Genomic DNA, 24,854 nt, shown 5'->3' with positions numbered 1-24,854 from the left:
CTTTTATTGTTTGTTTTGGCTTTTTATCTGACTAATATTTAAAATCCCGTTCAAAATAATAAATAGTCTAGGCGTTATGATTTAATTACTAGTTTTTTTGACTTTATTTCTAATCTTCGAGATAGTTATTTTGCCTTTGTTTTTTAAATTCAATTTATTAGTATCCACGTTCAATAAATCGTTTTTCTAAACAACAAATTGTTGTTAAATATAATATTTATAACGGATAATTTATTGTAACTATCTGTATTTATTGGTTTTATAAAGTTGGCATGATGTTTGTATTAGCTTAATCAGTCGCGGTGATAAGCGATTTGGTGAATTAATGAATTATAAATTTTAAAAAGGAAATATCGATGCCAACTCCAGCATATATGTCTATCAATGGTGAAACTCAAGGTCACATTACTAAAGATACTTACTCTGCAGATTCTGTAGGTAACACTTGGCAAGAAGCTCACGTTGATGAGTTCCTAGTTCAAGAACTTGATCACGTACTAACAGTTCCACGTGACCCACAAAGTGGTCAGCCAACAGGTCAACGTGTTCACCGTCCGGTAGTAGTAACTAAAGTACAAGACCGTTGTTCACCTCTGTTATTCAACGCATTAGTGTCTGGCGAAAAGCTTCCTGAGTGTGTAATCCGTTTTTACCGTACTTCAGTACAAGGTAAGCAAGAGCACTACTACTCAATCAAGTTAATTGATGCACTACTTGTAGATATTCAAACTCGTATGAATCACTGTCAAGACGCTGCAACTTCAGATCGTGTAACTGAAGAAGTACTTAAGCTGACTTACCGTGCAATCGAAGTAACTCACGAAAACTGTGGTACTGCTGGTAATGATGACTGGCGTGCTCCACGCGAAGCTTAATCGCTTTTCGTGAAAAACAAAGGGTCAACAACTACTGTTGGCCCTATTTCTATTATTAGTATCAGGTAAAAGATATGGTGAATGACGTAGAATTTAAGTTTGAACTGCAAGGCTCCTCGCATGATTTTCGTGTGGAGAGCTTTCAGGTAATCGAAGAGCTTTCAAAGCCTTTTCAAATCAGCCTATCATTACTTTCACTTGATCCTGATATCTCATTTGACGCACTCATCCGTAAACCAGGTAGTTTGACTCTATACGGCCAAGGTGTCAGTTCTGCGAGATGCTTTCACGGCGTGGTTAATGAGGTGCGTTACCTTGGATCGGGCAGGAGATTCTCTCGTTACCAATTGACTCTTGTTCCACAAGCTTGGTTTTTGAGCCAAAGACAAGACTGCCGTATTTTTCAACAAAAATCAGCGTCAGCGATCATTTCTGAAGTTTTAGATGATGCGTCAGTAACTGATTATCGATTAGAACTATCTGGTGTATACCCTTCAAAAGAATACGTGTTGCAATATCGAGAGACTGACCTTGAATTTGTTCAACGAATTTTGGCAGAACACGGCATGTGGTACTACTTCGAACATACAGAAGCTAACCACACAATGGTTATTGTCGACAGTAATGATGCAATCGCTGAGTTATTGAGCACGCCACTAAACGGATCTTATTTAGGCCCTATTGTTTATCATGCGGATGGTGGCGGTGTTGCAGACCGCGAGCATATCTCTGACCTTGAACTCGTGAATAGAGTAAAAACTGGCCACGTTACTTACACTGATTATAACTATGAGTTTCCGAAGATCCCTCAGGAAATGAGCAGCTCCGGCGAACTCGATTTAGATTTGAAATTATTCGATTTTCCAGGACGTTACGTTGACCCAGCAATGGGGCAAGTAAGATCAAATGAATGGATGTCAGAGCACGTTGTAGATAATCAGCAAGTAGAGGCGACCAGTAATGTCATGAGACTGGCGTCTGGATACAGTTTTAGTATCAGTGAGCATCCACGTTCGGCAATTAACCGCGATTACCTCATGCTGTCGGTGATGCATAGTGGTCATGACCCTCAGGTGCATGAAGACGAAACTAATGGTCTGCCAACTACATATCATAATCAGTTCGCGTGTATTCCTAGACATGTTGAGTTTAGAGCTCCAAAACTTGAAGCTCCTTTGGTTGAAGGTACGCAAACAGCGGTTGTCGTGGGGCCTGCAGGTGAAGAGATCTATACCGATAAGCTTGGGCGAATCAAAGTCCAGTTCCATTGGGACCGTTATGGCGAGAGCGATGAGCATTCGAGTTGTTGGATTCGAGTTAGCCAATCAATGGCTGCACCGACTTGGGGGGCGGTATACCTACCTCGCATCGGCCATGAGGTGGTTGTTACCTTCCTAGAGGGAGACCCTGATAGGCCTTTAGTTACTGGCGCAGTTTATAACGGACTTCATTATCCTCCATATTCGTTACCAGAGAACAAAACGCGGACAACTTTTAGAACGCAAACGCATAAAGGGACAGGCTATAACGAGTTGAGCTTTGAAGACGAAGCGAACCAAGAAGAAGTTTACATCCATGCGCAAAAGGATATGTCGACCAAGGTTTTAAATAACCGCTATCGCGATATAGGTCAAGATGAGTTCTTAAAGGTTGCACGCCATCAGACAAATGATGTTCACGGTGATCACAAAGAGACCATTGACGGGCACAAGACCACCCAAGTTAACAGCACGTTTACTGAAACTGTCGAACAAGATGTATCCGTTACTTACAACGCTAATGAAACTCAATATGTTAAGAACAACTCTGACTTAGAAATTGGAGACAATCAAATTACCAAGATTGGTAAGAATGATGATTTGGATGTGGGTGAAAACAGCAATTTAACGGTAGGTGCATCAAAAAGTTCTGATATAGGGGCCGATGACAACCAGACGGTTGGTGGCAACTTAACGGTCTCTGTTAAAGGAAACACTTCATACAAAGCCGATGGTGCGACCCAGATCATAAGCGGTGACAAGATAGTACTGAAGACGGGTGGGTCTTCATTAGTGATGAATAGTGACGGCTCAATCAAGTTGTCAGGTTCCTCAATAACTATCGAAGGAAGCGATAAAGTTGTAATCAAAGGTGGAAACGTAGCGATCAATTAATGATGGAAAAACAAACCCCAATTATACAAACCATCACGGAACAGCAAGCCGAATCAACGGCTTGCTTTTCGCGTTTTGGAACAATTGTATCGATTAACGAAACTAAGAGTGGTGTTCGCGTCGATTTCGAAGGAAACCCGTTGCTGCAGCCAATTAATGCGAGGTTGGGGCGAGGGTTTAAATTAGCCGAGTTGCAACTTGCTGTTGATAACAACCTTTCATGTCGTATCGAGTTTCTAAATAACGACTTTAACCTTCCCTTAGTCACAGATATCTTTTTCTCTATTCTCGATGATTCGGATGAGTTTGTACTGAGAGCAAAGAAAATGGTTATTGAAACGGAACAAGAGTTAATTGTGAGAAGTGGCGAAACAGAGACTCGTTACAGCGGCCGTGATGGCCGAATTACCACCAAAGCCAAATATGTGACTTCTCAAGCTGAGAAGGCTCAAAAAATTCAAGGCGGCACCATTGCGATCAATTGATCGTGTTACTAGATTGGATTCCCGGATGCGTCAAAAAATAGGTATAGATCAACTAAACCAGCCGATTACTAATGAAGATGTGGAACTGGCCATCGCTAATGCGGAAATTACGCTCACTTTATTGAACGAGCTTCCTATCAAATGGCTGGATATGTGTAATGAAAAGCTGTCACTGGCTTCGGAGACATTCGGTTTCTTGTTAAAGCAACGCTTACAAGTACATAAAAGGGGATACCCAAGCGTTAAACTGGAGTATTTAGCGCTGGCTGAGCGTCAGATTGAAGACCTAAAAAATGTTTATTTGTCTTTCTATCGATTGGCTCCGGGATTGATTCATCAATTAAAGCAGAGCGAACCAACCATTTATGCTTGGCTCATGTTGAATTCTGAGATTGGACAAGAGCAAGAAAACCTACTTTGTGGTTTATCGATACTTGATGATTTGGATTACCAAACCGCAAAATTGCTAGTTGTTCAGTCATCATTATCAGGTATCGACTCTGTGGTAATCGAAATGGTTGAAGGTGGTTGTAAACTGCCCCTGCTTTTCTTGGAGTGCTTACAGTTACGCCAAACTGTCACAGTTGGTCTGCTAAAACGTTGGCTTAAAGACAAGCGGTTTTCTGAGCATAAAACACATTTGTTTTTATCGTTACAAAACGATGCAGAAAGCGTTGACTGGTTAGCTGAAAACTCAAATAGCAGTCAGAACTTGTTTGAGCGATTACTTGCGAAAGAGGATAGAGGGACATGGTTTCGTAATGAATTTGGTACCTCAATCGATAGTGTATCTGATCCCGAAGTGGTCACTTTTGCCAAACTTTTGGAGCTCAAAGAGTTTGAGAGCTTTAATCTGAGTAGTGTACAGGCTCCGTTCGATTTTGTATTACACGGTCTGAATGAACATGTTCCGAAAATAGTTGAATTAGTATCTAGCCTTGACGAGTTCGAAGGTGAAGATTGGATCCAAGCGCTTTACATTGTCTATGGGAAACGTTTACCAGTGACACCAAAAAATTTGGGGATAGACTTTGAGTGGCACGAAATACTCGAAAAGCTAAAAGAATGGGTCGAAATTGGTGCCTACAGACAAGCGTCACCGGGTCGATTGGGACAACCTTTGACTCTAGAAACCAGTATCCAAGCCATGTTCGATACTCAAGTCAGTGCTGCTTTTAGGGTTTGGATTTGGCGTCAGGTTTGCCTCCATACTCGCTCATACATCCCTTGGGATATGGCTATGCCAGTTCATCAACAAGAGTGGAATATCACGCGACTAACTCAGAATTCAACAGCCTCAGAAAGGTTTAATCTAAGGAATAATAATGCAGTTGTGGGATATTGAGAACCATCCAGAACTTTCAATCAAAGGCCGTTTTCAACGGGACCATAATGGCAATGAGGTGTGGGTTGTCGTTGGAAAACGCTCATGGCAACTCGTAGGTTCTGTTTGGAAGGAGCAAGAAGAGGCAGAGATCTATGACGATCCTGTCTATCTGGGTGAAGCAGGGCTTTCCGCGATGAAAGCTGACCAAGAGTTCTCAGTTGTTAAAACCAACACAGATGTACTGATTTTCGGTAAGGCCCGAAGCTACGCGAAAAAGGCAGTTACGTACCATGAGTGTCGGCTTTTGATTGATGGCCATATCGACAAAACCATATCGGTACTTGGTGATAGGCAATGGATTGAGCACGGAGGTAGCGTAACGCTAAGTAAACCACTCCCATTTGTGGAAAAAGAGATGGACTTCTCCTGTGCTATCGGAGGCGATTTAAGAAACCGGCTCGGCGGAGGTATTGCTGATACTAAAGGGGAACTATTGAAACAGAAGGTTCCTTCGGTTTTTTATCCTACGGAAGATTGGAGTGCGACACCCAAGAATACACGGGTTGCTGGATTTGGCCCGTTAGCCCCATTTTTCGGGGCTCGTCAGCAATATGCTGGCACTTTTGATGACGATTGGCTAGAGAATAGGAAACCTCTTTATCCCGTAGACTTTGACCAGCGTTTTTATCAGAGTGCGCCACTAGACCAACAATGCAAAGGCTTCATATCTGGCGGTGAACGATTGATGATGAGTGGCTTTTGCCATAATGATGCACTCTCTTTCCGTTTCCCCAAAGAGATGTATGTAGCAGAAGCTCAATTTAAAAATGCCAACTATCAAGTAGATATGCCTATTTCTACGGTTTTCATTGATACAGAGGCTCGCATACTTTCAATCAGTTACAGCGCTGCCTTTCCATGTCAAGGCGAGGAGCATCTTTTAGTGTCAACGAAGATCCATAAAAAACAGGAGTTGTCGGATAATGAATAACAATTCAGCACGATTCGTTATTGGTATGGAAGCCATGACACCAACGGGCATGAATCTTGATATTGCCACAACAGTTGCCAAAGCGGATTTGGGAAGGTTCGATCAGCAAGTGGCCGGTGATGGGATAGAAAGATTCACGTACGCTAGTATTGAATACATTTCCAGTACATCATTGTTTGACAAGTGTTCGGTGCTTATTGAGAGCTTGATCGACTCTCTTTTAAAGCAGTTACCTACATCATTAAAGCCTATTCCGTTACTCGTCAATGTACCGGGCTCTATTTCTGCTGTGGAGATGAGTCAGTGGTTAAGTGAATGTAAGCATTGTGATTCAATATCACGTTATGAAGTGGTTCAACAAAGTGGACCATCATACTTGACCACATCATTAGCTAAGTTGAACCAATTCGATGCAATAATGAGTATCTCAGTAGATTCACTTGTTGATGCTCTCAGTGACTTAATCGAAGCTGGAGATGTCATGAGTTCAACTAATCCATGGGGCATAATACCGAGTGAGGGCGGGGCGGGTTTACTGTTATGTCGGAATAACTTGGTGCAAACGTTAAAGCTTAAACCCAAAGCAAAGTTAGGTTATTTCGAAGTAGAACCTGCAAATACAACGCGAAGGTCAGTAATGAAGCTCGTCAGGAATGCGAGTCGCAATATCAAGAGTTTTGGGCCTGTATTCTCTGATATGACTAATCTGAGGTCTCATACTGAAGATTATGGGTTCGCGTTAGGTGCACGCGCCGAATGTTTTGATAACCCACAGCAGCCCACTTTAATTAATGATTTATGGGGTACATTGGGTAGTTGTTCTGCATTGGCATTAATGGCCTGCACTATCCAAGAGGTAACGCATAATAGCCCTGTAACCCTGTTAATGTTTGATGTTAAAGGAGAAAGGGCGTTGCTCCAACTCACTTGTATGAAACAGACCTGACTGCATAGCCGTGATACGAAACGCTTATATTATAATCATTATCACACGACAATTATCTGAAAGGCGATTCAGTAGACAAAGTTAGTCTTAGCGTTTATTTAGATCCACCTTATTCATCAAGCCGCTTTAGTTGCTGCACCGCTCTATCTCTAAATTTGTAACACCTTGATGAAACTGATGTGTATTTTTATCATCGTAATTAAGTATAGCGTTGTACATTCCAATGACGAACTCAAGCTTAGGAGCGGGGCTTGATGGTTTTATGATAAGTGAGCAGTATTTCAGTGCTTTACCATACTCACTTGATATCGAACTATTCCTAATTCCTATTTGGTGAATCCACTTCCCAAACACCTATTCCAATTATAGAGATAATCAATATTATTTCTGAACATTACTCAGATAAACGAACAATTCGTTTTTATTAGAATGAACTAAAAATGTGACTCAGTTAACAATGTATGTTTAGTTCGTTATTTACGTGGATAAGTACTCTAATTTTTAGCCAAAAATAGTTAGTTAAAGCGTTTGTCGTAATGTTCGGTTGTTTAGTAATAATAACTGAATTAATAGTCTTACCGATGGTTTTAAATACTGCTATTGAAAAGGGTATTGGACAGTAATTATTATCCAGCATTAATTTATTTCGTTTGATAAAGAGTTTAGCGTGCCAGAAAAGCAAGGGACAGCCAAAGGTTATCTAGATAAGTTGGTTGTGAAAGCGATCGAAAAGAAAAATCAGCAAGCTCAGAATATGGCTAATAAAAATAGGCCCAAGCTAGAGTATGTGATTTTCTCCCAATTTGACGTGTTAGATACATTACCTTCAAAAAATGGCAAAACGACTGTTTATCACCTGGCCAAGAAAGGGAACCCTGAAAAACAGGTTTGCTGTAAGGTTCTAAATGAAGGTTCATCTGAACTTGCGAATGAATTAATCATTAATGAAGCCAGTCGTCTTGAGATGTCTCAACATCCGAGTGTTGCTGATTTCATTAAAATAGGCAAAGAGTTCGATCGACCATACTTTATGTATCAGTGGATTCAGGGCGAATCTTTGGCTGAAAAAATGGCTCGTCATACTCCTAAAGGTTTTAGGCATGACCATATTGCGTGGCTGATATATCAATTGTCTGGTGCGCTTGAGTTTATGCACACGAGAGGTGTCTGCCATTTAGATATTAAACCTTCAAACATTATTGTTACAGAGTCCGATTATGTAAAGTTGATCGACTTTGGTGCTGCTCGTTATGTTGGTGAATCTAATACTTACGCTGAAGCAAGCATGAGCTATGCGTCTCCTGCATTTATAAAGTCTGGCGTGGCTCAACCTCAAGATGACGTCTATTCATTGGCGTTATTAACTGGGCATCTATTTCTTGGTGCTGCATTTGGTGATGCTTGGACAACTCAATTACAAGCAAAAAAACGACCAGGTTTAATCCCTAACCATGTATGGAAGTTAATTAAAGATGTTGTCAACAACCCTCGACAGCACAGGTATACAGCGACTTCGTTTGCGCAGCAACTAGCTAAGATCGATACCCAAAAATTTGGTGCTGATGTAAGTGCTCCCTTATTTAGTAGTTTACGGAATGCTGATCTCGTTCTAACCAAACATCGAACTATTGACAGAATTCAAAGTGGTCGACTCCGATACTTAGAAGCGAGTTTGGTTCTGTGTGTCGTAATTATCACTGGCACATATTTATATAACCAAGGTCAGCCTGAATGGAAATCGATTGTTAAATCTACCAGCAGTTCAAGTAGCCTTGTGAGCACTATTAAACCTGCACAAACCGCGTCTTTTTTAGCGCAGTCTCCATGGGATATTGAATTCGCGTTACAAGATATGGAAAAAGATGTCGTCTCGACAGCTCCTTACCGAGAAGCTTATGAAGTCCAACAGAGCAAATTAGCTAAGTTGTATAAAAACTATGAATCGGACTTGAATGAATATGAAGGGGCGGTCGATCTACTTCCTAAAACTCTGATGTCGATCCGGCATGATCTCGTTGTTTTGCGAGAAAAACTGAACAGTGACGGCTCTCTATTTCCTTATGCAGATAAAGCGCTGACGGAAACGATGGCAAGTCTGAATAAGGCGACCATCAATTCACAAAATATTGCCGCCTTTGGTGGGAATCAAGAACAGCGTTTAGTCGAACTCATCTTAGATGGGAAATCAGATGTTGCAGACAGTGATATTGAAACTGCTTGGAAAGTAAACCAGTCAAGAGCCTACTTTTATAGTCATGTATTACCGCGAAAAGTGCTCAGCGGAATAGATGCCTCGATAGAGAAAAATGCAAAGCAGCATTATTACACCAAAGCAATTCTTGAGGCAGAAGCTGCGCAATCATTTTTTGGTAACACGCCAAAATTGAAAGCTAAAGTAAGAGCTCTAAAAGTAGCAAGAAGCGAATTTATCTTGTTCAGTACTGTAACTGAACAATCAGTATTTGGCCGACAGAAACTTCACGACTCGTTAGCTGATCTAGAGACTAATGCCCCTAAGAAATTCAGCGAAATAACGGAAATTCTTAATAGTATGGCAAGTGATTCTATAGACAAAAGTCATCAACTATCTAAACCAGCGCGAGGTGCTATAGCAATCGAGCGAGCAATTAGAAATTACAATTCTGAAAGCAGAGGTTAACTTGAGTCTGATCGATACTGAAACGCTATTAGCACCAATATCTGAACACTCACCAACTGGTGAGGATGCTAGGTACGAGTTTTGCTATGAAATGATGGAAGCCGAAGTGAAAAAATTTGGTTCATTATTTGGTGAGACTGTTGACTGGCATATAGTAAAAGTCCATTCGATTGAAGTGCTAAGTCAGCATAGTAAGGATCTCAAAGCGCTTTGTTATCTGATCCGTTCTTTGGTAGAGGACAAAGGCGAGATAGGGCTTGAGGAAGGATTATCTTTGCTCAATGACTCAATCAGTCGTTTTGGTCATGAGTTATACCCTAAACGTAAAAGAGGTAGAGATGGGGCTGTTGAGTGGCTCAATCATCAATTCAAACTCGTCGCGACTAAATTGTCTGCAGAATCCCTTGACTGGGAAGTTCTATCTCGATGTATCACACTAACTGAAGGTATCCAGCGTCAGTTTGACGAGATATTTCAAGACTCTGATGTAGACTTTTTCGAATTAAAAAGTCATTTGAATCAACTAATGCAGAACGCATCTTTAAATGAAGAAACGTTGGTTGAACACAGTTTGGCTGATTCCGAACCGCTCATTGATGTTGTTGCACTGTCCGAGAAAGCGATCGTTCCACAAAGCCACGAAGCTGACAGTCCGAAGACGCACACCACGCCTAATCAGAAACGAAGTAAACCTCGAGAGCACAGCACTGTAGACGTTGACACAGATTTTTCATCTCCGGCTGCATCAAAGCGTACGTTAAAAAAAGTGTCTGAGATCATGGTGCATTCAAATCCGACTGAACCTTTAGGATATCGGATTTACCGTCACCTGACATGGGCCGACGTTGATGGTTTACCTGATCACAAAGACAATCTAACGCCTCTTAGCCTCGCTGTGTCATCAGACCAGCAGGCGGAATATCGAGATAAAGCAAATCAAGAAAGTGATATCGATACGATCAAGCGTTTAGAGCGAACACTTACTGATGCGCCATTTTGGCTGACTGGGCATTATTTCGTTTATTCAATGTTAGACAATCTTGGGTATGACGAAGCTGCGTTGGCTGTAAAGCAAGAAACAAAGAGATTTGTCGATTCTTTTGAGGGAATTGAGAACCTCTCTTTCAAAAATTCTATTCCATTTGCGGATGAAGCAACGATTACTTGGTTGTCTACAGGTAACGCTTGTCCTTCGGGTAAGTCGTCAATAATTCAAACTATTGTTGTAGCTGAAGATGATCTATCTGAGATGGAGGATATTGCCCTAGGTGACTTGGGTAAATATGTGGCTGAACTGTCAAACAAACTCGAGTTGGATAACTCCGGTCGTGGACAATTCATGTTGCACTTAAAGTTAGTGAAAGCCTACCAAAGTGTTGGTTTATACCCTTTGTGCTTGCCTTACTTGGAACAAAGTTGGGCGGTGGCTAAGGAACTAAATCTATCAATTTGGGAACCCCATTTGTTTTTTTCTTTAGAAAATCTAATTCAAAAAACTCTAAAGGAACTATATCGAACTAAGGATTTTTTACCTGTGAGATATAGCGAATGGGAAACAATTTATGACCAGCAATAAACTAGAAAGGACTAATTATGTCACGTGATGGCTCGGTGGCTCCGAAAGAGCGAATTAATATACGTTATGTTCCAGCAACAGGCGATGCGTCTGATGATGTTGAACTGCCCCTAAGTATGATGGTTGTCGGTGACTTCACTGCTCGTGCAGATGAAACTCCGATCGAAGAGCGTAATCCGATTAATATCGATAAAGATAACTTTAACGAAGTATTAGAAGGTTACGCACCGAATATCAAAGCAAATGTTGAAAACCGTCTTTCTGATGAAGAAGGTGCGCAAATTGGCGTTGATATTACATTCAAAAATATGAAGGACTTTACTCCAGAGTCGATTGCGAAGAGCGTTCCTGAGCTGAATGGTTTACTAGAACTTCGTGAAGCCTTGGTTGCATTGAAAGGCCCTCTAGGGAATGTACCTGCTTTCCGTAAGAAGATTGCAGCAGTTCTTCAAGATGAAGAAGCAAGAAAGAAACTTTTGGATGAACTAAGCATTGGTGCAGACCAAGGCGAAAAAGCAGAGTAAGGAAGATCATGTCGGCAGAAGCACAAGCACCAGAACAAGAAGCAGCTCTAGTTGAGTCAGGCTCTCTTCTGGATAGCATTTTAAATGAGACTCGCATTAAACCTAGTGATGAGGGTTTTGACGTTGCAAAGCGTGGCGTTGAAGCATTCATTGGTGAGTTATTAAGCAGCTCAACAGTAGAAAAAGTAGACCAGTCTTTAGTTGATTTGATGATCTCTGAGATTGATCAAAAGTTGTCTAAACAGGTTGATGCAATTCTTCACAACGAAGAAGTTCAAGCGATTGAATCAACATGGCGTGGTCTTAAATATCTTGTTGATCACACGGACTTCCGTGAAAACATTCAAATCGAACTTATTTCGGCTAAGAAAGACGAAGTTCTGGATGATTTTGAAGATGCTCCTGAAGTAGTGAAATCAGGTTTATATAAGCAGATTTATACTCGTGAATACGGTCAATTTGGTGGTAAGCCTGTAGGTGCCGTTATTTGTGATTACCAACTATCTGCGTCTTCGCCTGATATTAAACTAATGGAATATATGGGTAATGTAGGTGCTATGTCTCATGCACCATTTATTACTTCTGCATCTTCTCAATTCTTTGGTTTAGATTCTTATGAAGAATTACCAAACTTAAAAGACTTAAAGTCGGTATTTGAAGGTCCTCAGTATACTAAGTGGCGCGGATTCCGTGAGCACGAAGACGCACGTTATGTTGGGCTGTGTACATCACGTTTTATGCTGCGTACGCCATACTCAGTTGAAGACAACCCAATTAAGGCGTTTGACTACGATGAAATGGTTACGGACAGCCATGACAATTACCTTTGGGGTAACTCAGCTTATGCTATGGCTTCAAAGATCAGTGAGTCGTTTGCAAAATATCGCTGGTGTCCAAACATTATTGGCCCGCAAAGTGGTGGTGCGGTAACCGATTTACCGGTTTATAACTTTGAAGCGATGGGTCAGATCGAAACTAAGATCCCAACCGAAATTCTGGTTTCTGACCGCCGTGAGTATGAACTTGCAGAAGAAGGCTTTATGGCTTTAACAATGCGTAAAGGTTCTGATAACGCAGCGTTCTTCTCGGCAAACTCAGTTCAAAAACCAAAAGTGTTTGCGAATACACCTGAAGGCAAGCAAGCTGAGATGAACTACAAGTTGGGTACTCAGCTACCTTACATGTTCATTATTAACCGCTTAGCTCATTACATTAAAGTACTTCAACGTGAGCAAATTGGTTCTTGGAAAGAGCGTACCGATTTGGAAGTTGAGCTAAATAAATGGATCCGTCAATACGTATCTGACCAAGAGAACCCGCCAGCAGAAGTTCGTGGTCGTCGACCGTTACGAGCGGCTAAAGTCGAAGTGTCTGACGTTGAGGGTGACCCAGGTTGGTATAAAGTATCGATGTCTGTTCGTCCTCACTTCAAGTACATGGGCGCGAGCTTTGACTTATCTTTGGTTGGTAAGCTAGACCAATAATAAGTTTGGAAATAAATAAGCGGCCAGGTTTACTGGCTGCTTTTTTTCTTAGAGTGTTATATGGAAAAAGGTTACCGATTATTAGAACGAATTGAACTTGGTGAGCCGAAAAATTGTTATGAAAAAGTGGTTTCACATAGGCATTTAATTGAATCCATTCATCTGCACCTTGCTGATTTGCTTAATACTCATGCGGGTAATTCAATGATCGATCGGGAATATGGCTTACCTGATTTCAATGATGTTCTATCGAACAACACCAATTTAGTTCGTCACATCCAAAAGAACATCACTTCCACAATAGAAAGCTTCGAACCTCGGCTACGAAGTGTTGAAGTACATTACCGAGAAAATCACAACAACCCTCTTCAATTAGGCTTTGGCATATGCGGAGAAGTCTTACACAACGGTGGAAAAGTTCCGATGTCTATCGATGTCTATATGGGAACTGACGGCCAATTTAACGTTTAGTAGGTGCCCATTGAGTAACAGTAAATACTTTCAAGATGAACTCACATATCTACGAGAATCCGGCAGCGAATTTGCCAAGTACAATCCAAAACTGACCAACTTTTTGTCTGAAGGAACATTCGATCCTGATGTAGAACGTCTTCTTGAAGGTTTTGCGTTTCTTACTGGCCGTATTAGAGAAAAGATTGATGATGAACTCCCAGAGCTCACTCAGTCGTTAATGACGCTGTTGTGGCCACATTACATGCGCTCGATTCCTTCGTTATGCATTAGCGAACTAACGCCACACTCCGGAAGTGTCACTGAAAAAACAGTGGTAAAGCGCGGGGCTGAGATGGCTAGTGAACAAGTGGAAGGTACGCAATGTTTATTCAGAACCTGCTATGACGTAGAGCTTTTCCCCTTAAAAATCACAAGCATTGACCAAAGCAACAGTCGAACAAGCTCATCTGTTGATGTGACACTTGCGACTGAACATGGGCTAGAGTTATCTCGTATCGGGTTAGATAAATTAAGGTTTCATTTACATGGTGAGATCCATATAACTAGAATTCTTTTCTTATGGATATTTAGATACTTAGACTACGTCGAGTTAGACGTGGGCGGTGGGTATAAACGTAAACTTGGACCTGAATTTGTTAAACCGGTTGGGTACCAAGACGACGAAGCGATACTGCCATATAGCGACAATTCATTTGCAGGTTATCGTTTGTTGCAAGAATATTTTTCTTTACCAGACAAATTTATGTTTTTTGATATTACGGGTCTCGATTGGCTAAAAGGGATACCACAAAGAAGTACCGTGAACCTTAAATTCCATTTTAAGAGAGCATTACCTGCCGAAGTTGTCCTGAAAGATAAGCACTTAAGGTTACATTGCACGCCAGCTGTGAACCTATTCGAAAAAGATGGTGATCCAATTCGGCTTGAACATCGCCGAAATGAGTATAAAGTTCGGCCACAGAGTGACAACCAGGATCACTACGAAGTTTATTCAATAAACCAAGTAGAAAGTTGGAGCAAAAATGAAAGGCGACGAAAATCTCTTATTGAATTTGAGTCCTTTGAACACCAAATAAATCAAAGAGATAAACGTGATTTCTACAAGTCAAAAGTTTCAGAGCGAGTGAGTGGAAGAGGGCTTGAGCGTTATATATCTTTTCATACCCACAATGGGGATATTGCAGACCTAGGAACCGAAACGGTTTTGATGAAGTTATTGTGCAGTAATGCAGATTTGTCTGAAAGATTGTCTGTAGGAGACATCATATATACCACACATAAATCTCCAACTTACGCCACGTTTAGTAATATTACTAAACCTACGCAATCTGTTAGCCCGCAAGTGAATGGCGAACTCCAATGGCAACTGATTGCTAATATGTCATTGAATTATCTATCGCTCTCTAATATTGATGTACTCAAGGTTTTACTGTCTACATATGACTTCCATTCTAGAGTGGATAGGCAGGCTCATAGGGCTTCGTTGCACAGGCTTGACGGCATTATCTCATCAGAAATGAAACCTATCGATAGAGTGTTTAGAGGGGTATCCGTTCGTGGTAATCAATTTAAGCTTAAGATGAACTCTAGTTTTTTTGTCAATGAAGGGGACATGTTTTTGATGGCAAATGTATTGAATGAGTTCATACGCTTATATTCAAGTGTTAACTCATTTACAGAGTTAGAAGTCTACGATGAACGCAGTGGCGAAAGCTACCAATGGGCAAGTTTAACTGGACAGCAAACAATCTTATGATTGATGAATTATCAGAAAAAATAAACGAATTTAGCTTTTTTCAAGCAGTTTTGTTGTTAGAGAAGCACTACCAACTATTACCGGGCAGTGATTTTGTAGCGGTTGGTGAAAACAAATATTTTTATCAAGAGAGAATTGCGTTTAGTGTCTCACCAAACCTCTGTTTCCCCAAAAGTGATATGGAATTCATCAGTCATATGGAAAGGTCTGGTGAGCACTATTCGAGAATTGAAACTAACTTCTTAGGATTACACGGTTCAAGTTCACCTTTGCCCGCGAACTATACAGAAAAATTAGTAGGTAGAGATGATGATGATAATCCAGTTAGAGACTTCTTTGATTTCTTTCATAATAGATATACCAGTTTAATCTATCGTGTTTGGAAAAAGTACCGTTATCATGTTCAGTATCAAAGCGATGCAACAGATGACTTTTCTGGGCGTATGCTGCACCTAGCAGGGTTGTCTAATGTTATTCAAGAGTCCGATACGATCGGGCTTGATCGTGCAAAGATTTTGTCTTACGTCAATCAGCTATCTACCAGGACACGCTCTCCGAAACTTATTTCTGGCATTGTTGCGCACTATTTTTCATTACCAAGTGTTCGAATCGAAGAGTGGGTCTTTCGAAGAGTAAAAATTGCCGAATGCCAAAGGAATCAATTAAATAGAACGAATTGTATTTTGGGTTCAAATTTACATTTAGGTAAGAGCATCCCAGATCTAAACGGTAAGTTTAATCTTTGTATTGATAACATTGATTTCGAGACGTTCCGAAAGTTCTCCTATGGAGGAGATTTCCATAAAACTTTAGTGGGGTTGATGCGTTTTATTCTTCGTGACCCCATGTCTTGGGATTTAAAGCTAACCGTTGATTTAGACTCAGTTCCAAAGAACCAACTCGGTCAAGGTGATGGGACGAGTTTGGGGCAAACTTTTTGGTTGGGTCAAGCAGGTACGAAAGATGCGAAGATTAGAGTAATTGGAGGCATTTAAAAAAGCCGCTCATAAGAGCGGCTTTATTTTTAACGACTGATTGGCTGGTGTAGCACTACTGTTGTATTGAGAGAGCGAATGCCATTGAAAGACTCTATCTCATTACATAAATGGTGTATTGATTGCAGATCAGGAGCTTCAATCAAAGAAATAATGTCGTAGGTCCCCCCAACAATGCTTGTAAGTCTGACTTCAGGTAGTTCTTTTAATGCATTACTTACATCATTTTTCTTACCTTTTTCACAAGAAATTAGCAAATAACTTGCCGCTTTTCTCCCGTCATTTTCTACTCTTATTTGTGCCGTATACCCTTTGATAATACCGGTTTTTTCAAGTCTGTTGATGCGTTCAGCGACTGCTGTTCGCGACAAGCCGATGTTGCGAGAAAGATTAGCAATCGATTCTCGCCCATTGGAGAGTAGATTCGAAAGAATTTTACGATCTAGTTTGTCTAAGCCTTGTAAACTAATGTTGGACATCATGTGTTCTGCCTTTTCTGAATTATTATTGTATTTGTATTTGTATTTGTATTTGTATTTGTATTTTTACTATATGGCTTCGGGTAGAGTGAAGTTATACAGCTCCGCTAACGTAAACGGGTTTTTCTGAGTCAAAGGAGTGATTCGCAAGCTCAGATCTCTGCCTGATACTTTTATATCACTCACGAAGCTACCGTTATGGGTATTTGTTAACGTTGAGTCACCAAATAACCGATAGATAGCCCATTGACCATTCTTGCTCAGTACATGTTGTTTACCTTCGTCTGTTACATCTTGAATTGTTATACTGATATTGAAATCTCCATTTTGAGGAGGCCACTCAAGTTCACGAATTCTGCTGGGACCATGGTAATAGTTGATATTTGAGTCCGCTATTTTTAAGCTTGCTCTGATCGCACTCGAATCCAGATCAAGTACCTTCGCACTAAATGGAAGGTACAAACGGTTTGTACTCTTGTTGATTAGTGTATCTCTGATGACATTGTAATTTCTTAACTGAACAAGTAGTTCTGGTGAGAGAGGCATAATTTCACCTTCTACTTGTTTTGGCGTCCATAGGTTTGTGTCATAAAAAGGAGCGAAATTTTTATCGATAAATGCATCAAGCAAGCCTCCCGATGCGAAAAGCAGCTCAAAGTCTTCGATCGAAATTTCTTCTGTTGCACTTAGATCAAAAGGGTACCTTCCTAAACCTAACTCTTTGAACTTAGAATAGATCTCACTATACCAAAGAGTCTGTATTCCTTTTGATGATTCAGAAATCATCACGGACCAGCTCTGGTTAACTACGTCTAAAAGCCAACTTCTTACTGGCTCAGGAGATTTTTGTGCAATTTGTTTTAAACGAATCAGAGGATCGGCATCCGTACTACTCATCCGGTGTTGTGCTGCAGACAACGCTGCCATTTGAGGGGCCGGTGCGTCTGCTATATCTTTCATATACGTACGAACTCTGCTCAGTGCAGTTATCGTTTCATCCCATGGTGTAGGGGAGTTAGGGGTTTCGTTAATTTGTAATTGATTCAAGATGTGGAAAGCTTGTTCAACTCTTTTCATCAACAAGTAGTCAGGTTGAACAAGTTCTTCAACGAGTTCTGGTGCTGCATTTACGGCACCAGCAAGTTTAGGGTTAACCTGGGCCATTAATGCATTCTGTTGTCCAACCGGGGAAAACTGAGTGTTTGTATAAACTTGTTTTAGAACGGTTGTCATAGGAGAAGAGGGACCAGAGATCAGATCAATGGCGTTAGTAATCTCCCCTATATTGTTATAACGCTTTACTTTTAGTTCGCTTAAAGCATTTCGCCAATAACTGATGTAGTCATCCGTATATTTTTTTCTTACTTGCTTCTTGAATGTCTCTTGTTCTTTGTCTGTTGGGATTACGTGGTTTGACAAACCCAATACCCAGTTGTCGGTGATGACTTGTTGCGACATTAAATCGACGCGAGGGCGGTAAAACGTACTGAAGCCTGTAGATGTGTAAACTTTATCGATTTCTAATCGTTGAGGATCCAAGTTGTCGTTGAAGACATTATTAAAGTCGAAACCGACTGCTCGCTGTAAATTCAAAGTGCCTAAATCAATGTCACCTGCTTGTTGTAACAAGCTGGCGTACACAAGATCTACATTTGAACTAGAGAGTAGAGAACGTCTTGTCGCACGCACCATATTCATGTTGATCGATACAGGTTCAAAATCAGTGCGGAAATATGCGTCCAAATATTTCATCACTGTCGTGATCGTGTCTGGTTGATCACTGAGTTTTTGGAGCGTTGACATCGTTTGCTGACGTAGAAATTTTATCTCGCGTTTTGTAGGATCATTCAACATTAAGTAACCTTTTAGTAAAGGCAGTGCATTATTAACGTTGTCTTGATTTTGTGTTAGTTGCAAACGATAACCTTGCTCAATTACTGGCATTAAGTGGTTTCTAATTTGCATTATGAGGGCGTTATAAGCGATTTTCGTACTTTCATCGAGACGACTTACATTCATATTCACAAGTTCATTATCTAGCGCTTGTGAGCCACTAAGCCATGCTTGATAAGATGGTTGTACAGTTTGGATCGCACTTGAAAGAGAACTTTCAAAAGAATTGCCTTTTGGGTAAGACGATTGTGAATCATCTATACCAATAAGCTGACCAATCACTCTCAGGTTGTCATCTAAAGTCGTTGAAAACAGGTAAGCACCACTACCTAGTAAAATAATGGAAGCTGCAACGGCTAGACGGCTCTGCCTCTGGATCATCCTAAGGTAAGTCTTGTTTTCACCTGCGAAATCAGATTCAGGCAGGATCTGAGAGTCCATTAAGAAACGCGTAAAATAGGGCGTTTCTGTTAACTGAGTATGTTCCGACGCAATGATCGGCAAGTTAAAGTAGTTGCTGCAACTCTTAGCTAATAGGTTGTATTTTCTACCACCTTGGATATTCGATATAAAAAACACTTCACGGATATCAAGAGAATAAGACCCAGTATTGAGTTCTGAAAGTCGTTCTATCACAGAAGCAATTTCAGACTGACACAATTCGAATTGTTTAGGGAATGCTAATATGGCTTGCTTCTCGTTAACTTCATTAGAGTGAGACGACGAATCTAACGCATTGCTCTCCATTACTTTTACTAAATTACGGAAGCTATCATGGTAGTACTCAACAAATACACCTTTAGCTTCCTTTAATGGAATTGATAGAAATTCAACCGAGGTCTTTAAAGAACTAAAGTGTATGTATTCCTTAAATCCTTCTAGCTTGTCGAGCTTAGACATCATTAAATATAAAGGGATCGCTGAAGATGTTTTTTCACTTACTGATTCTAATCGATGGTTAAGCGCGGTTAACGTGTAATCGATTTGTTCGGTTTCAGAGACAATTAGAAATTCAAAATCGATAAAAAACAAGCAACCAGAAAATGGCTTTCTAGGCTTGTGTTTAATGACCTCATCTACAAATGTGTTCCACAGAGCGCTATCGTTACTTGATACTTCTTGAAACAATAGGCGTTGATCCGGTTTGATATACACGGCGGAGTCTGACTCATACCATTCGAAAAAATCATTCTTTGCAGTACGAGTCTGATCCATTGGCTTGATTGCACTGGAGTTAAGTAGAAACTGAGTTCGACCCGCGTATTTATTGCCAATCATTAAATAGATTGGCTTTTTATTGGAACCAGAAAGAAGCGGACGGATGACCATGGCTAATGCTTCTTCTTCTGTTTCCAGCTTTAGGGCTTTAGTGTTGTTTTTCTTTTTTAGCCACAACGTTACCTGAAACAACGAATAGAAAATTGTTATAGCACCTAAAGCAATCCATAGGTAAAACTTGTCTGTTATATCTAGCCAAAGGATATAGATTGCAGCGATCGTAGCAGCAAGAAAGAGGAAAATGGCCGTTGATATAACAACAGGGTTCCTCATTAGTTTGTGTTTTAACATAAGCCTATTTCGTTGTTTTGAGTTTGTTGTAATACCGAGTCTTAAGACGGTTTTATGAGTTTTACGGTTTATTTGCTGACAGATCTGATTCTAAGGTTTTTATTTTGTGTAAATAGACGTTCAGTATCCGAAGAGATTTCTGTAGTTCTTTTTGTTGTTGTTCTTTTTCTGCATATTCAATGCGGCCAATCAATGGAAAAAGAGAGTTACTGTACTCATAAGCTCGTGCTGTCTTTTTACTTTCACTTCCTCTAATTACATTCGCAAATACAGTCCTGGCGTTAGAAAAGCGTCGGTGAAGTTGGGCGTAATCTGTGTTTAACTTTTCTTGTTCATTGGTGAACTCTTGGCGTAATCGTAGAATAGAAGACGAGTCCGGATACAGCTTGGTCAAATCAAGCGTCAATCGGTCTAAAATATCGATCTGATACACTTTGATTGGATCGGCAACCCAACCTTTCATTAGTGTGTCTAATTGGTTTACGACATTAGGTCTAACATCTTGAGAAATAGGAGCATATTCATATCTTAATGAATGTGCTATTTCATTAAGTTGTGAGATATCAGATGTGATGATTTGTTTAGTCAGATCTTTTAGTTGGTATTGCTTATAAAAGAAGTGAGAGGACAATGCTAAAGCAAGAAATCCGGCTAACAGGTAGACGACTAAATAATTAGAGGGTGTTTTATCGTCGACTTTCGATGTTGTTGCAGATTGCTTATTTGACACATCAATTTTAATGGTTGATGGTTGAGCCACTGGTGTTGGTTGTTTATTTTCTTCTGGAGCTCGGTACTTTCGTTGATTCTCTGCTTCGCGCAGGTTTGCTTCGGTCTCTTTATGTTCATCAACCCATTGCTTTAAGATTCGACGTACCCCACCTAATGAAGGTGCTTTTATACCGTAATGTAGTCTTAGTTCTTCTTCAATTCTCATACATAAGCGATGGCAAGTTTCGATCAGCAGTACGTCGTCGGGGTTTGTTTTAATCGACTTTATTCGTTTTTCTGTGTGTTCAACCATCCAGTCTATCGCCCCAATCCTTGCGTTTGATTTTGTAACTTCTGGATATGCGGTAAACCAATAAACGACGCATAAGTCCAGAATAGAACTGAGTCCTTCAGCTAAACCTTTTAAGCCATCATTATGTGTTGCTGCGACAGTAAAGTAGCAACTACAACGGAAATCTTTGCTGTTTTTCGAAAGTATCGTTTTTGAAAGAGACTGAACCTTTTTCCAAGAGACTCTCCCTGTCACCTTATTAAGGTTATTAATTTGACGTTTTATCTCTGTAAAATCATCTAATGCGTTTGGGTTAGTTCCGCTAGGCTTTTCTTCGTCAATAGGCCGTCTTGTGAAATCTGAGGAGAACATAATCTTGATATCCAACTGTATATATAACGAAATCGAAATTTAGCGATAACTAATAAATTTAGCCTCGCTTGTTTTTTATTTATATTTTTCAAGGATTCTATAGTCAAACAGAATAATTTGAATGTTAAAAGATGTGAAAAGTTCTTAATTTCAGCACTATGTGACGTTATTCACAAAAAGATCAAAAATGTAACAATTTAAGACTAGGCTTTATAAAATTTCAGTGATGAAAGTCACATTTATGGTCTTTTTGGGGAGAAATAATATGAATCTAACTATTCCTACGTGTGGTTCTTTATTGATTAACAATTACTCTTGTCAATGATTGCATAAATATTAACTAACACTAAATTAGAAAAATGCTGTAAATGATTATGCTATAGGTTAAAGATAAAAAAGTGGCATGTTAGGTTTTTTGAATTTTGTAAATGCTAATTTTCTTGTATTGAACAACCTTCTTTCTTTGGATGGTTGTTGGTCGTTTGATTTTTCAATTATTGATAGTTTTGATTTTATAAATGAATTTTATTTGTAATTATTCGTAATGCATTTTCTTGTAGATATATCGTTTTTTTTGCTAGTTATAATGTCGTAAATGGCGGGTGTGACCGTCTCCTTATTGTAAAAGACATAATACTTGCTATCTTGCGCATCTAGTTAATATATGGATGAACTCAGAGGGAAGCATGCGAAACCTAAGTCAAATCGGTCTAATATCCACAATGTGTCTTTTTTCGTCCATCGCAATCGCGAAGGGTGAAAGATATGGTGGTTCAGTAAATATGCTGAGCATAGACACTATAGAATATGAAGAAGGACCGAGTGGCCAAGTAGATGCTCTGCGTTACGGGTTCGTCCATACACGTCCAATTGATGAAAGTAACAACCGATGGCGTTGGTGGCTAGGTTTTAATTATTTGGCTGAAGACGACATCGAAGCTCCAAAGAATGGCGTTTATAACGAGGTAACCAATTACGAATTTCGTATTGTGCCTCAGTATGCTTTAGGTAGCTGGTCGGTGTTCACACCTTATATAGGTGCAGGCTTGTCTTTAGGTTACTCGCAATACTCAAACCGTTGGAAAGTTGACGACCAAGGCTTTCGTTCCGGCGAACAACTTGAAGATATCGATCAATTTGAAGCTGGCGCTGTTGTGACTTTTGGTAGTGTGATCAAGTTAGGAAGTAACCCAGACGCTCATTTACAAATAATCCCGCAAGCTTCATACATCTTACCTTTTTATAACGAAGGTCTAGGTGGTGTCGAGTTTAGTGTTTCTCTTCTGTTTTAAAGGCTATTCATGCGTATAAATCAATTGGTTTTGGTGATCTCGAAGTGCCCTGAAGAATATGTTGGAGCTAAAAGTATCGAGATGCCTGAAGAAGGTGGATCTCTAGGGCGAGAAGCAGGTTGTACAGTGACTTTAACGGATCACAACCGATTCATATCTGGTACGCACTGTCTATTGAGTATATATGGAGACACTTATTACATTAGTGATGTGAGTACAAATGGCACATTGGTTAATGGTAATAAGATCCTTAAGAATCAGCCAGTCTCATTATGTGACGGCGATAGAGTGTCTTTGGGACAATATGAAGTGAGTATTTCTCTTGAGTTGGTAACGACTTCATACGACATAGCTTCTGAAATAGCACCAGAAAGAGATTCAACAGACCCTTTAATGAACTTGGAAGAGTCCGTTGTTGAAGAAGAGACAGAGGCAGGCACGCTAGAAGATCTCTTTATGGAAACGAAACCTGATGGTGTTGAGACCCATGATCCCGTCGAACACTTAAAATTCTCAATGCAAAGAGATGATGACTACCTTGTTAGAGACGAAAGCAACGATAAAAGCCTTACGAAGTCATCGACAGAACATCAAAGGCAAGTCGTTGATGACAGTCTGAGTATCCATTCTGAGTTTGACCTTCCTAGTTTGATTCCTGAAGATTGGATGGGGATGGAAGAAGAACAGCAGGCGAACCTGAAAGCTAAAGATGTCGCCGATGATCAAGCTAAGATATCGAACCGTTTAAAACCAGCAAGCGTTGAAGGTTCAGATCTTAAGTCAGATACACCTAACGGCAGTTCAGGGACTCTCAAAAATAAACTACCAGAAGTGCCACCTGTCACTATTATACCTCATTCTACAAACATACAGAGCCATAAGTGGGAAGAGGTGACACAAGAATTTGTCTCTCATACCGAACCCCAAGAGCAGCCTGTTGAAAGTGAGAGTAGAACTCAGAATAATATCGCATTGAGTGAAACTTCTTACGAACATGAAAATGTAACACATGCATTCTTTGAAGGACTGGGTGTTGATTTAGAGTCTGACACGAAATATGACGCTCTATTTTTTAAACAAATGGGCGCTTGTTTACGATTGTGTATCGATAATTTGTACAAAGATTTACAGAGTGTTGAAGAGCTTACTGACGAAAGTTCATTTGCCCACAATGATCTTAGCCTAACTACATTGATGTTAACGCTAAATAGTCAAAATCTATTGGCTCCAAATGAGCTAATTGAACAGATACTGGATGAACTTAGCGAGCACGATACCTTATATGCGAAGGCAATTAACGATTTGGTATTGGAGCAACTAAAAGCGAATGATCCTCAGCAGTTTGCAAACACTTTAAGCCAAGAGACACGCTTCCTTAGTAAGTCAAAGTTGTGGAAAAAGTACAGTGAACATTATGAGCAAAGTACTAGACAATTCAATGAGTCAACTTTTAAAGCGTTGATGAAAGACAGATACAATAAGGTTGCAAAAGCTGATCATGCGTAAACTTATAATCCCCATTACCTTGTTTCTATTATCAGGTTGCTCAATGTGGGAGCAATTTAAAGAATCATCTGGAATTACACCAGAAACATCTTCAATTGAACTTGTAATAGAAGCTTCAGAACTTCTTAATGTTCGAGAGCAGGGACAATCTTCGCCGGTCATTCTGAGAGTTCATGAGCTCACTTCACCTGTTTTATTTCGTAGTTTGGATTTTTTTGCTCTATTCGAAAATGATAAAGCATCCTTAGGTGATGAGTATATTAAACGATATGAATACCAACTGCAGCCAGGCGATGAGCTACATGAGATTTTAGAGTTAGATCCAACGACGCGAGCATTAGGTTTTTCTGTGGCATTCAGAGATATTGATGGCTCGTCTTGGCGGAAGGTTGAAGTGATCGAAGAAAAAAGTGAGTACTTTCTGAGATTAAAAGTAGAGGGTAGTGAATTATCTTCGAACAATACTCGCGGTATTGAACAGACGTATTTTTAAGG

At 40.1% G+C, this 24,854-nt stretch carries 19 protein-coding genes; 16 read left to right on the top strand and 3 right to left on the bottom strand.

The window, feature by feature from the left end:
- The first annotated feature begins 356 nt into the window (after positions 1-356).
- The 13 genes from BCU07_RS11865 (at position 357) to tssG (ending at position 16,245) form a co-directional block, all read left to right on the top strand.
- Complete coding sequence (locus BCU07_RS11865; RefSeq protein WP_012600867.1) at positions 357-875, top strand: Hcp family type VI secretion system effector; 519 nt, start codon at positions 357-359, stop codon at positions 873-875.
- A gap of 74 nt (positions 876-949) precedes the next feature.
- Positions 950-3,028, top strand: coding sequence for a type VI secretion system tip protein VgrG (gene tssI / locus BCU07_RS11860; protein WP_102429263.1), 2,079 nt, complete (start codon positions 950-952; stop codon positions 3,026-3,028).
- Entirely contained in the window at positions 3,028-3,513 is a 486-nt protein-coding gene (locus BCU07_RS11855) for a hypothetical protein (RefSeq protein ID WP_102429262.1), read from the top strand. Before tssI ends, BCU07_RS11855 begins: the two co-directional genes overlap by 1 nt.
- A gap of 25 nt (positions 3,514-3,538) precedes the next feature.
- A complete protein-coding gene (locus BCU07_RS11850; protein ID WP_198599073.1) occupies positions 3,539-4,858 on the top strand; it encodes a hypothetical protein in 1,320 nt (439 codons plus the stop codon).
- Positions 4,839-5,831 (top strand): DUF2169 domain-containing protein, encoded by a 993-nt coding sequence (locus BCU07_RS11845; protein ID WP_102333580.1) that lies wholly within the window; start codon positions 4,839-4,841, stop codon positions 5,829-5,831. Before BCU07_RS11850 ends, BCU07_RS11845 begins: the two co-directional genes overlap by 20 nt.
- Positions 5,824-6,777 (top strand): hypothetical protein, encoded by a 954-nt coding sequence (locus BCU07_RS11840; RefSeq protein ID WP_102429261.1) that lies wholly within the window; start codon positions 5,824-5,826, stop codon positions 6,775-6,777. The genes BCU07_RS11845 and BCU07_RS11840 overlap by 8 nt, the downstream gene beginning before the upstream one ends.
- Before the next feature lie 667 nt (positions 6,778-7,444).
- Positions 7,445-9,436, top strand: a complete 1,992-nt coding sequence (locus BCU07_RS11835) for a serine/threonine protein kinase (protein WP_102429260.1) — start codon at positions 7,445-7,447, stop codon at positions 9,434-9,436.
- A 1-nt stretch (position 9,437) separates the two neighbouring features.
- A complete protein-coding gene (gene tssA / locus BCU07_RS11830) occupies positions 9,438-11,012 on the top strand; it encodes a type VI secretion system protein TssA (RefSeq protein WP_029235906.1) in 1,575 nt (524 codons plus the stop codon).
- 17 nt (positions 11,013-11,029) lie between these two features.
- Entirely contained in the window at positions 11,030-11,536 is a 507-nt protein-coding gene (tssB, locus tag BCU07_RS11825) for a type VI secretion system contractile sheath small subunit (protein ID WP_017064520.1), read from the top strand.
- An 8-nt stretch (positions 11,537-11,544) separates the two neighbouring features.
- On the top strand, positions 11,545-13,020 hold the full coding sequence (gene tssC, locus BCU07_RS11820) for a type VI secretion system contractile sheath large subunit (RefSeq protein ID WP_017067544.1): 1,476 nt from the start codon (positions 11,545-11,547) through the stop codon (positions 13,018-13,020).
- A 60-nt stretch (positions 13,021-13,080) separates the two neighbouring features.
- Positions 13,081-13,491, top strand: coding sequence for a type VI secretion system baseplate subunit TssE (gene tssE, locus BCU07_RS11815; RefSeq protein ID WP_017064522.1), 411 nt, complete (start codon positions 13,081-13,083; stop codon positions 13,489-13,491).
- Positions 13,492-13,501: 10 nt separating this feature from the next.
- Positions 13,502-15,250, top strand: coding sequence for a type VI secretion system baseplate subunit TssF (gene tssF, locus BCU07_RS11810; protein ID WP_017064523.1), 1,749 nt, complete (start codon positions 13,502-13,504; stop codon positions 15,248-15,250).
- Positions 15,247-16,245 (top strand): type VI secretion system baseplate subunit TssG, encoded by a 999-nt coding sequence (gene tssG, locus BCU07_RS11805; protein WP_029235222.1) that lies wholly within the window; start codon positions 15,247-15,249, stop codon positions 16,243-16,245. The genes tssF and tssG overlap by 4 nt, the downstream gene beginning before the upstream one ends.
- Positions 16,246-16,274: 29 nt before the next feature.
- Here the strand turns inward: tssG and BCU07_RS11800 are convergent, their stop codons facing one another.
- The 3 genes from BCU07_RS11800 to BCU07_RS11790 form a co-directional block, all read right to left on the bottom strand.
- Positions 16,275-16,727 carry an Lrp/AsnC family transcriptional regulator gene (locus BCU07_RS11800; protein WP_017062578.1) on the bottom strand — a complete coding sequence of 151 codons (453 nt, stop codon included), beginning with the start codon at positions 16,725-16,727 and terminating at the stop codon, positions 16,275-16,277.
- Positions 16,728-16,793: 66 nt separating this feature from the next.
- Positions 16,794-20,186 carry a type VI secretion system membrane subunit TssM gene (gene tssM, locus BCU07_RS11795; RefSeq protein WP_102429259.1) on the bottom strand — a complete coding sequence of 1,131 codons (3,393 nt, stop codon included), beginning with the start codon at positions 20,184-20,186 and terminating at the stop codon, positions 16,794-16,796.
- A 61-nt stretch (positions 20,187-20,247) separates the two neighbouring features.
- Positions 20,248-21,561 carry a type VI secretion system ImpA family N-terminal domain-containing protein gene (locus BCU07_RS11790; protein WP_102429258.1) on the bottom strand — a complete coding sequence of 438 codons (1,314 nt, stop codon included), beginning with the start codon at positions 21,559-21,561 and terminating at the stop codon, positions 20,248-20,250.
- A 686-nt stretch (positions 21,562-22,247) separates the two neighbouring features.
- Between BCU07_RS11790 and BCU07_RS11785 the strand changes: the two genes are divergently transcribed.
- From BCU07_RS11785 to tssJ, 3 genes are read left to right on the top strand one after another with little or no spacing between them, the layout of a single operon-like run.
- Positions 22,248-22,853, top strand: coding sequence for a hypothetical protein (locus BCU07_RS11785; protein ID WP_029235799.1), 606 nt, complete (start codon positions 22,248-22,250; stop codon positions 22,851-22,853).
- Positions 22,854-22,862: 9 nt separating this feature from the next.
- Positions 22,863-24,359 carry an FHA domain-containing protein gene (locus BCU07_RS11780; protein WP_017066222.1) on the top strand — a complete coding sequence of 499 codons (1,497 nt, stop codon included), beginning with the start codon at positions 22,863-22,865 and terminating at the stop codon, positions 24,357-24,359.
- On the top strand, positions 24,352-24,852 hold the full coding sequence (gene tssJ / locus BCU07_RS11775; RefSeq protein ID WP_029222546.1) for a type VI secretion system lipoprotein TssJ: 501 nt from the start codon (positions 24,352-24,354) through the stop codon (positions 24,850-24,852). Before BCU07_RS11780 ends, tssJ begins: the two co-directional genes overlap by 8 nt.
- Positions 24,853-24,854: the final 2 nt, after the last annotated feature.

The organism is Vibrio sp. 10N.261.54.E10 (assembly GCF_002877735.2).
Taxonomy (GTDB): Bacteria; Pseudomonadota; Gammaproteobacteria; order Enterobacterales; family Vibrionaceae; genus Vibrio; species Vibrio crassostreae_C.
The sequence above is the reverse complement of the archived record's forward strand: the minus strand, read 5'-3'. Positions and strand labels throughout refer to the sequence as shown.

Excerpts from the sequence above, each read along its gene's own strand:
- BCU07_RS11785 (WP_029235799.1), top strand. The coding sequence starts at position 22,248 with ATGCGAAACCTAAGTCAAATCGGTCTAATATCCACAATGTGTCTTTTT.
- BCU07_RS11850 (WP_198599073.1), top strand. The coding sequence starts at position 3,539 with ATGCGTCAAAAAATAGGTATAGATCAACTAAACCAGCCGATTACTAAT.
- BCU07_RS11780 (WP_017066222.1), top strand. The coding sequence starts at position 22,863 with ATGCGTATAAATCAATTGGTTTTGGTGATCTCGAAGTGCCCTGAAGAA.
- tssI (WP_102429263.1), top strand. The coding sequence starts at position 950 with ATGGTGAATGACGTAGAATTTAAGTTTGAACTGCAAGGCTCCTCGCAT.
- BCU07_RS11865 (WP_012600867.1), top strand. The coding sequence starts at position 357 with ATGCCAACTCCAGCATATATGTCTATCAATGGTGAAACTCAAGGTCAC.
- tssC (WP_017067544.1), top strand. The coding sequence starts at position 11,545 with ATGTCGGCAGAAGCACAAGCACCAGAACAAGAAGCAGCTCTAGTTGAG.
- BCU07_RS11790 (WP_102429258.1), bottom strand. The coding sequence starts at position 21,561 with ATGTTCTCCTCAGATTTCACAAGACGGCCTATTGACGAAGAAAAGCCT.
- BCU07_RS11800 (WP_017062578.1), bottom strand. The coding sequence starts at position 16,727 with ATGATGTCCAACATTAGTTTACAAGGCTTAGACAAACTAGATCGTAAA.
- tssM (WP_102429259.1), bottom strand. The coding sequence starts at position 20,186 with ATGTTAAAACACAAACTAATGAGGAACCCTGTTGTTATATCAACGGCC.
- tssB (WP_017064520.1), top strand. The coding sequence starts at position 11,030 with ATGTCACGTGATGGCTCGGTGGCTCCGAAAGAGCGAATTAATATACGT.
- tssE (WP_017064522.1), top strand. The coding sequence starts at position 13,081 with ATGGAAAAAGGTTACCGATTATTAGAACGAATTGAACTTGGTGAGCCG.
- BCU07_RS11845 (WP_102333580.1), top strand. The coding sequence starts at position 4,839 with ATGCAGTTGTGGGATATTGAGAACCATCCAGAACTTTCAATCAAAGGC.
- tssG (WP_029235222.1), top strand. The coding sequence starts at position 15,247 with ATGATTGATGAATTATCAGAAAAAATAAACGAATTTAGCTTTTTTCAA.
- BCU07_RS11840 (WP_102429261.1), top strand. The coding sequence starts at position 5,824 with ATGAATAACAATTCAGCACGATTCGTTATTGGTATGGAAGCCATGACA.
- tssJ (WP_029222546.1), top strand. The coding sequence starts at position 24,352 with ATGCGTAAACTTATAATCCCCATTACCTTGTTTCTATTATCAGGTTGC.
- BCU07_RS11855 (WP_102429262.1), top strand. The coding sequence starts at position 3,028 with ATGATGGAAAAACAAACCCCAATTATACAAACCATCACGGAACAGCAA.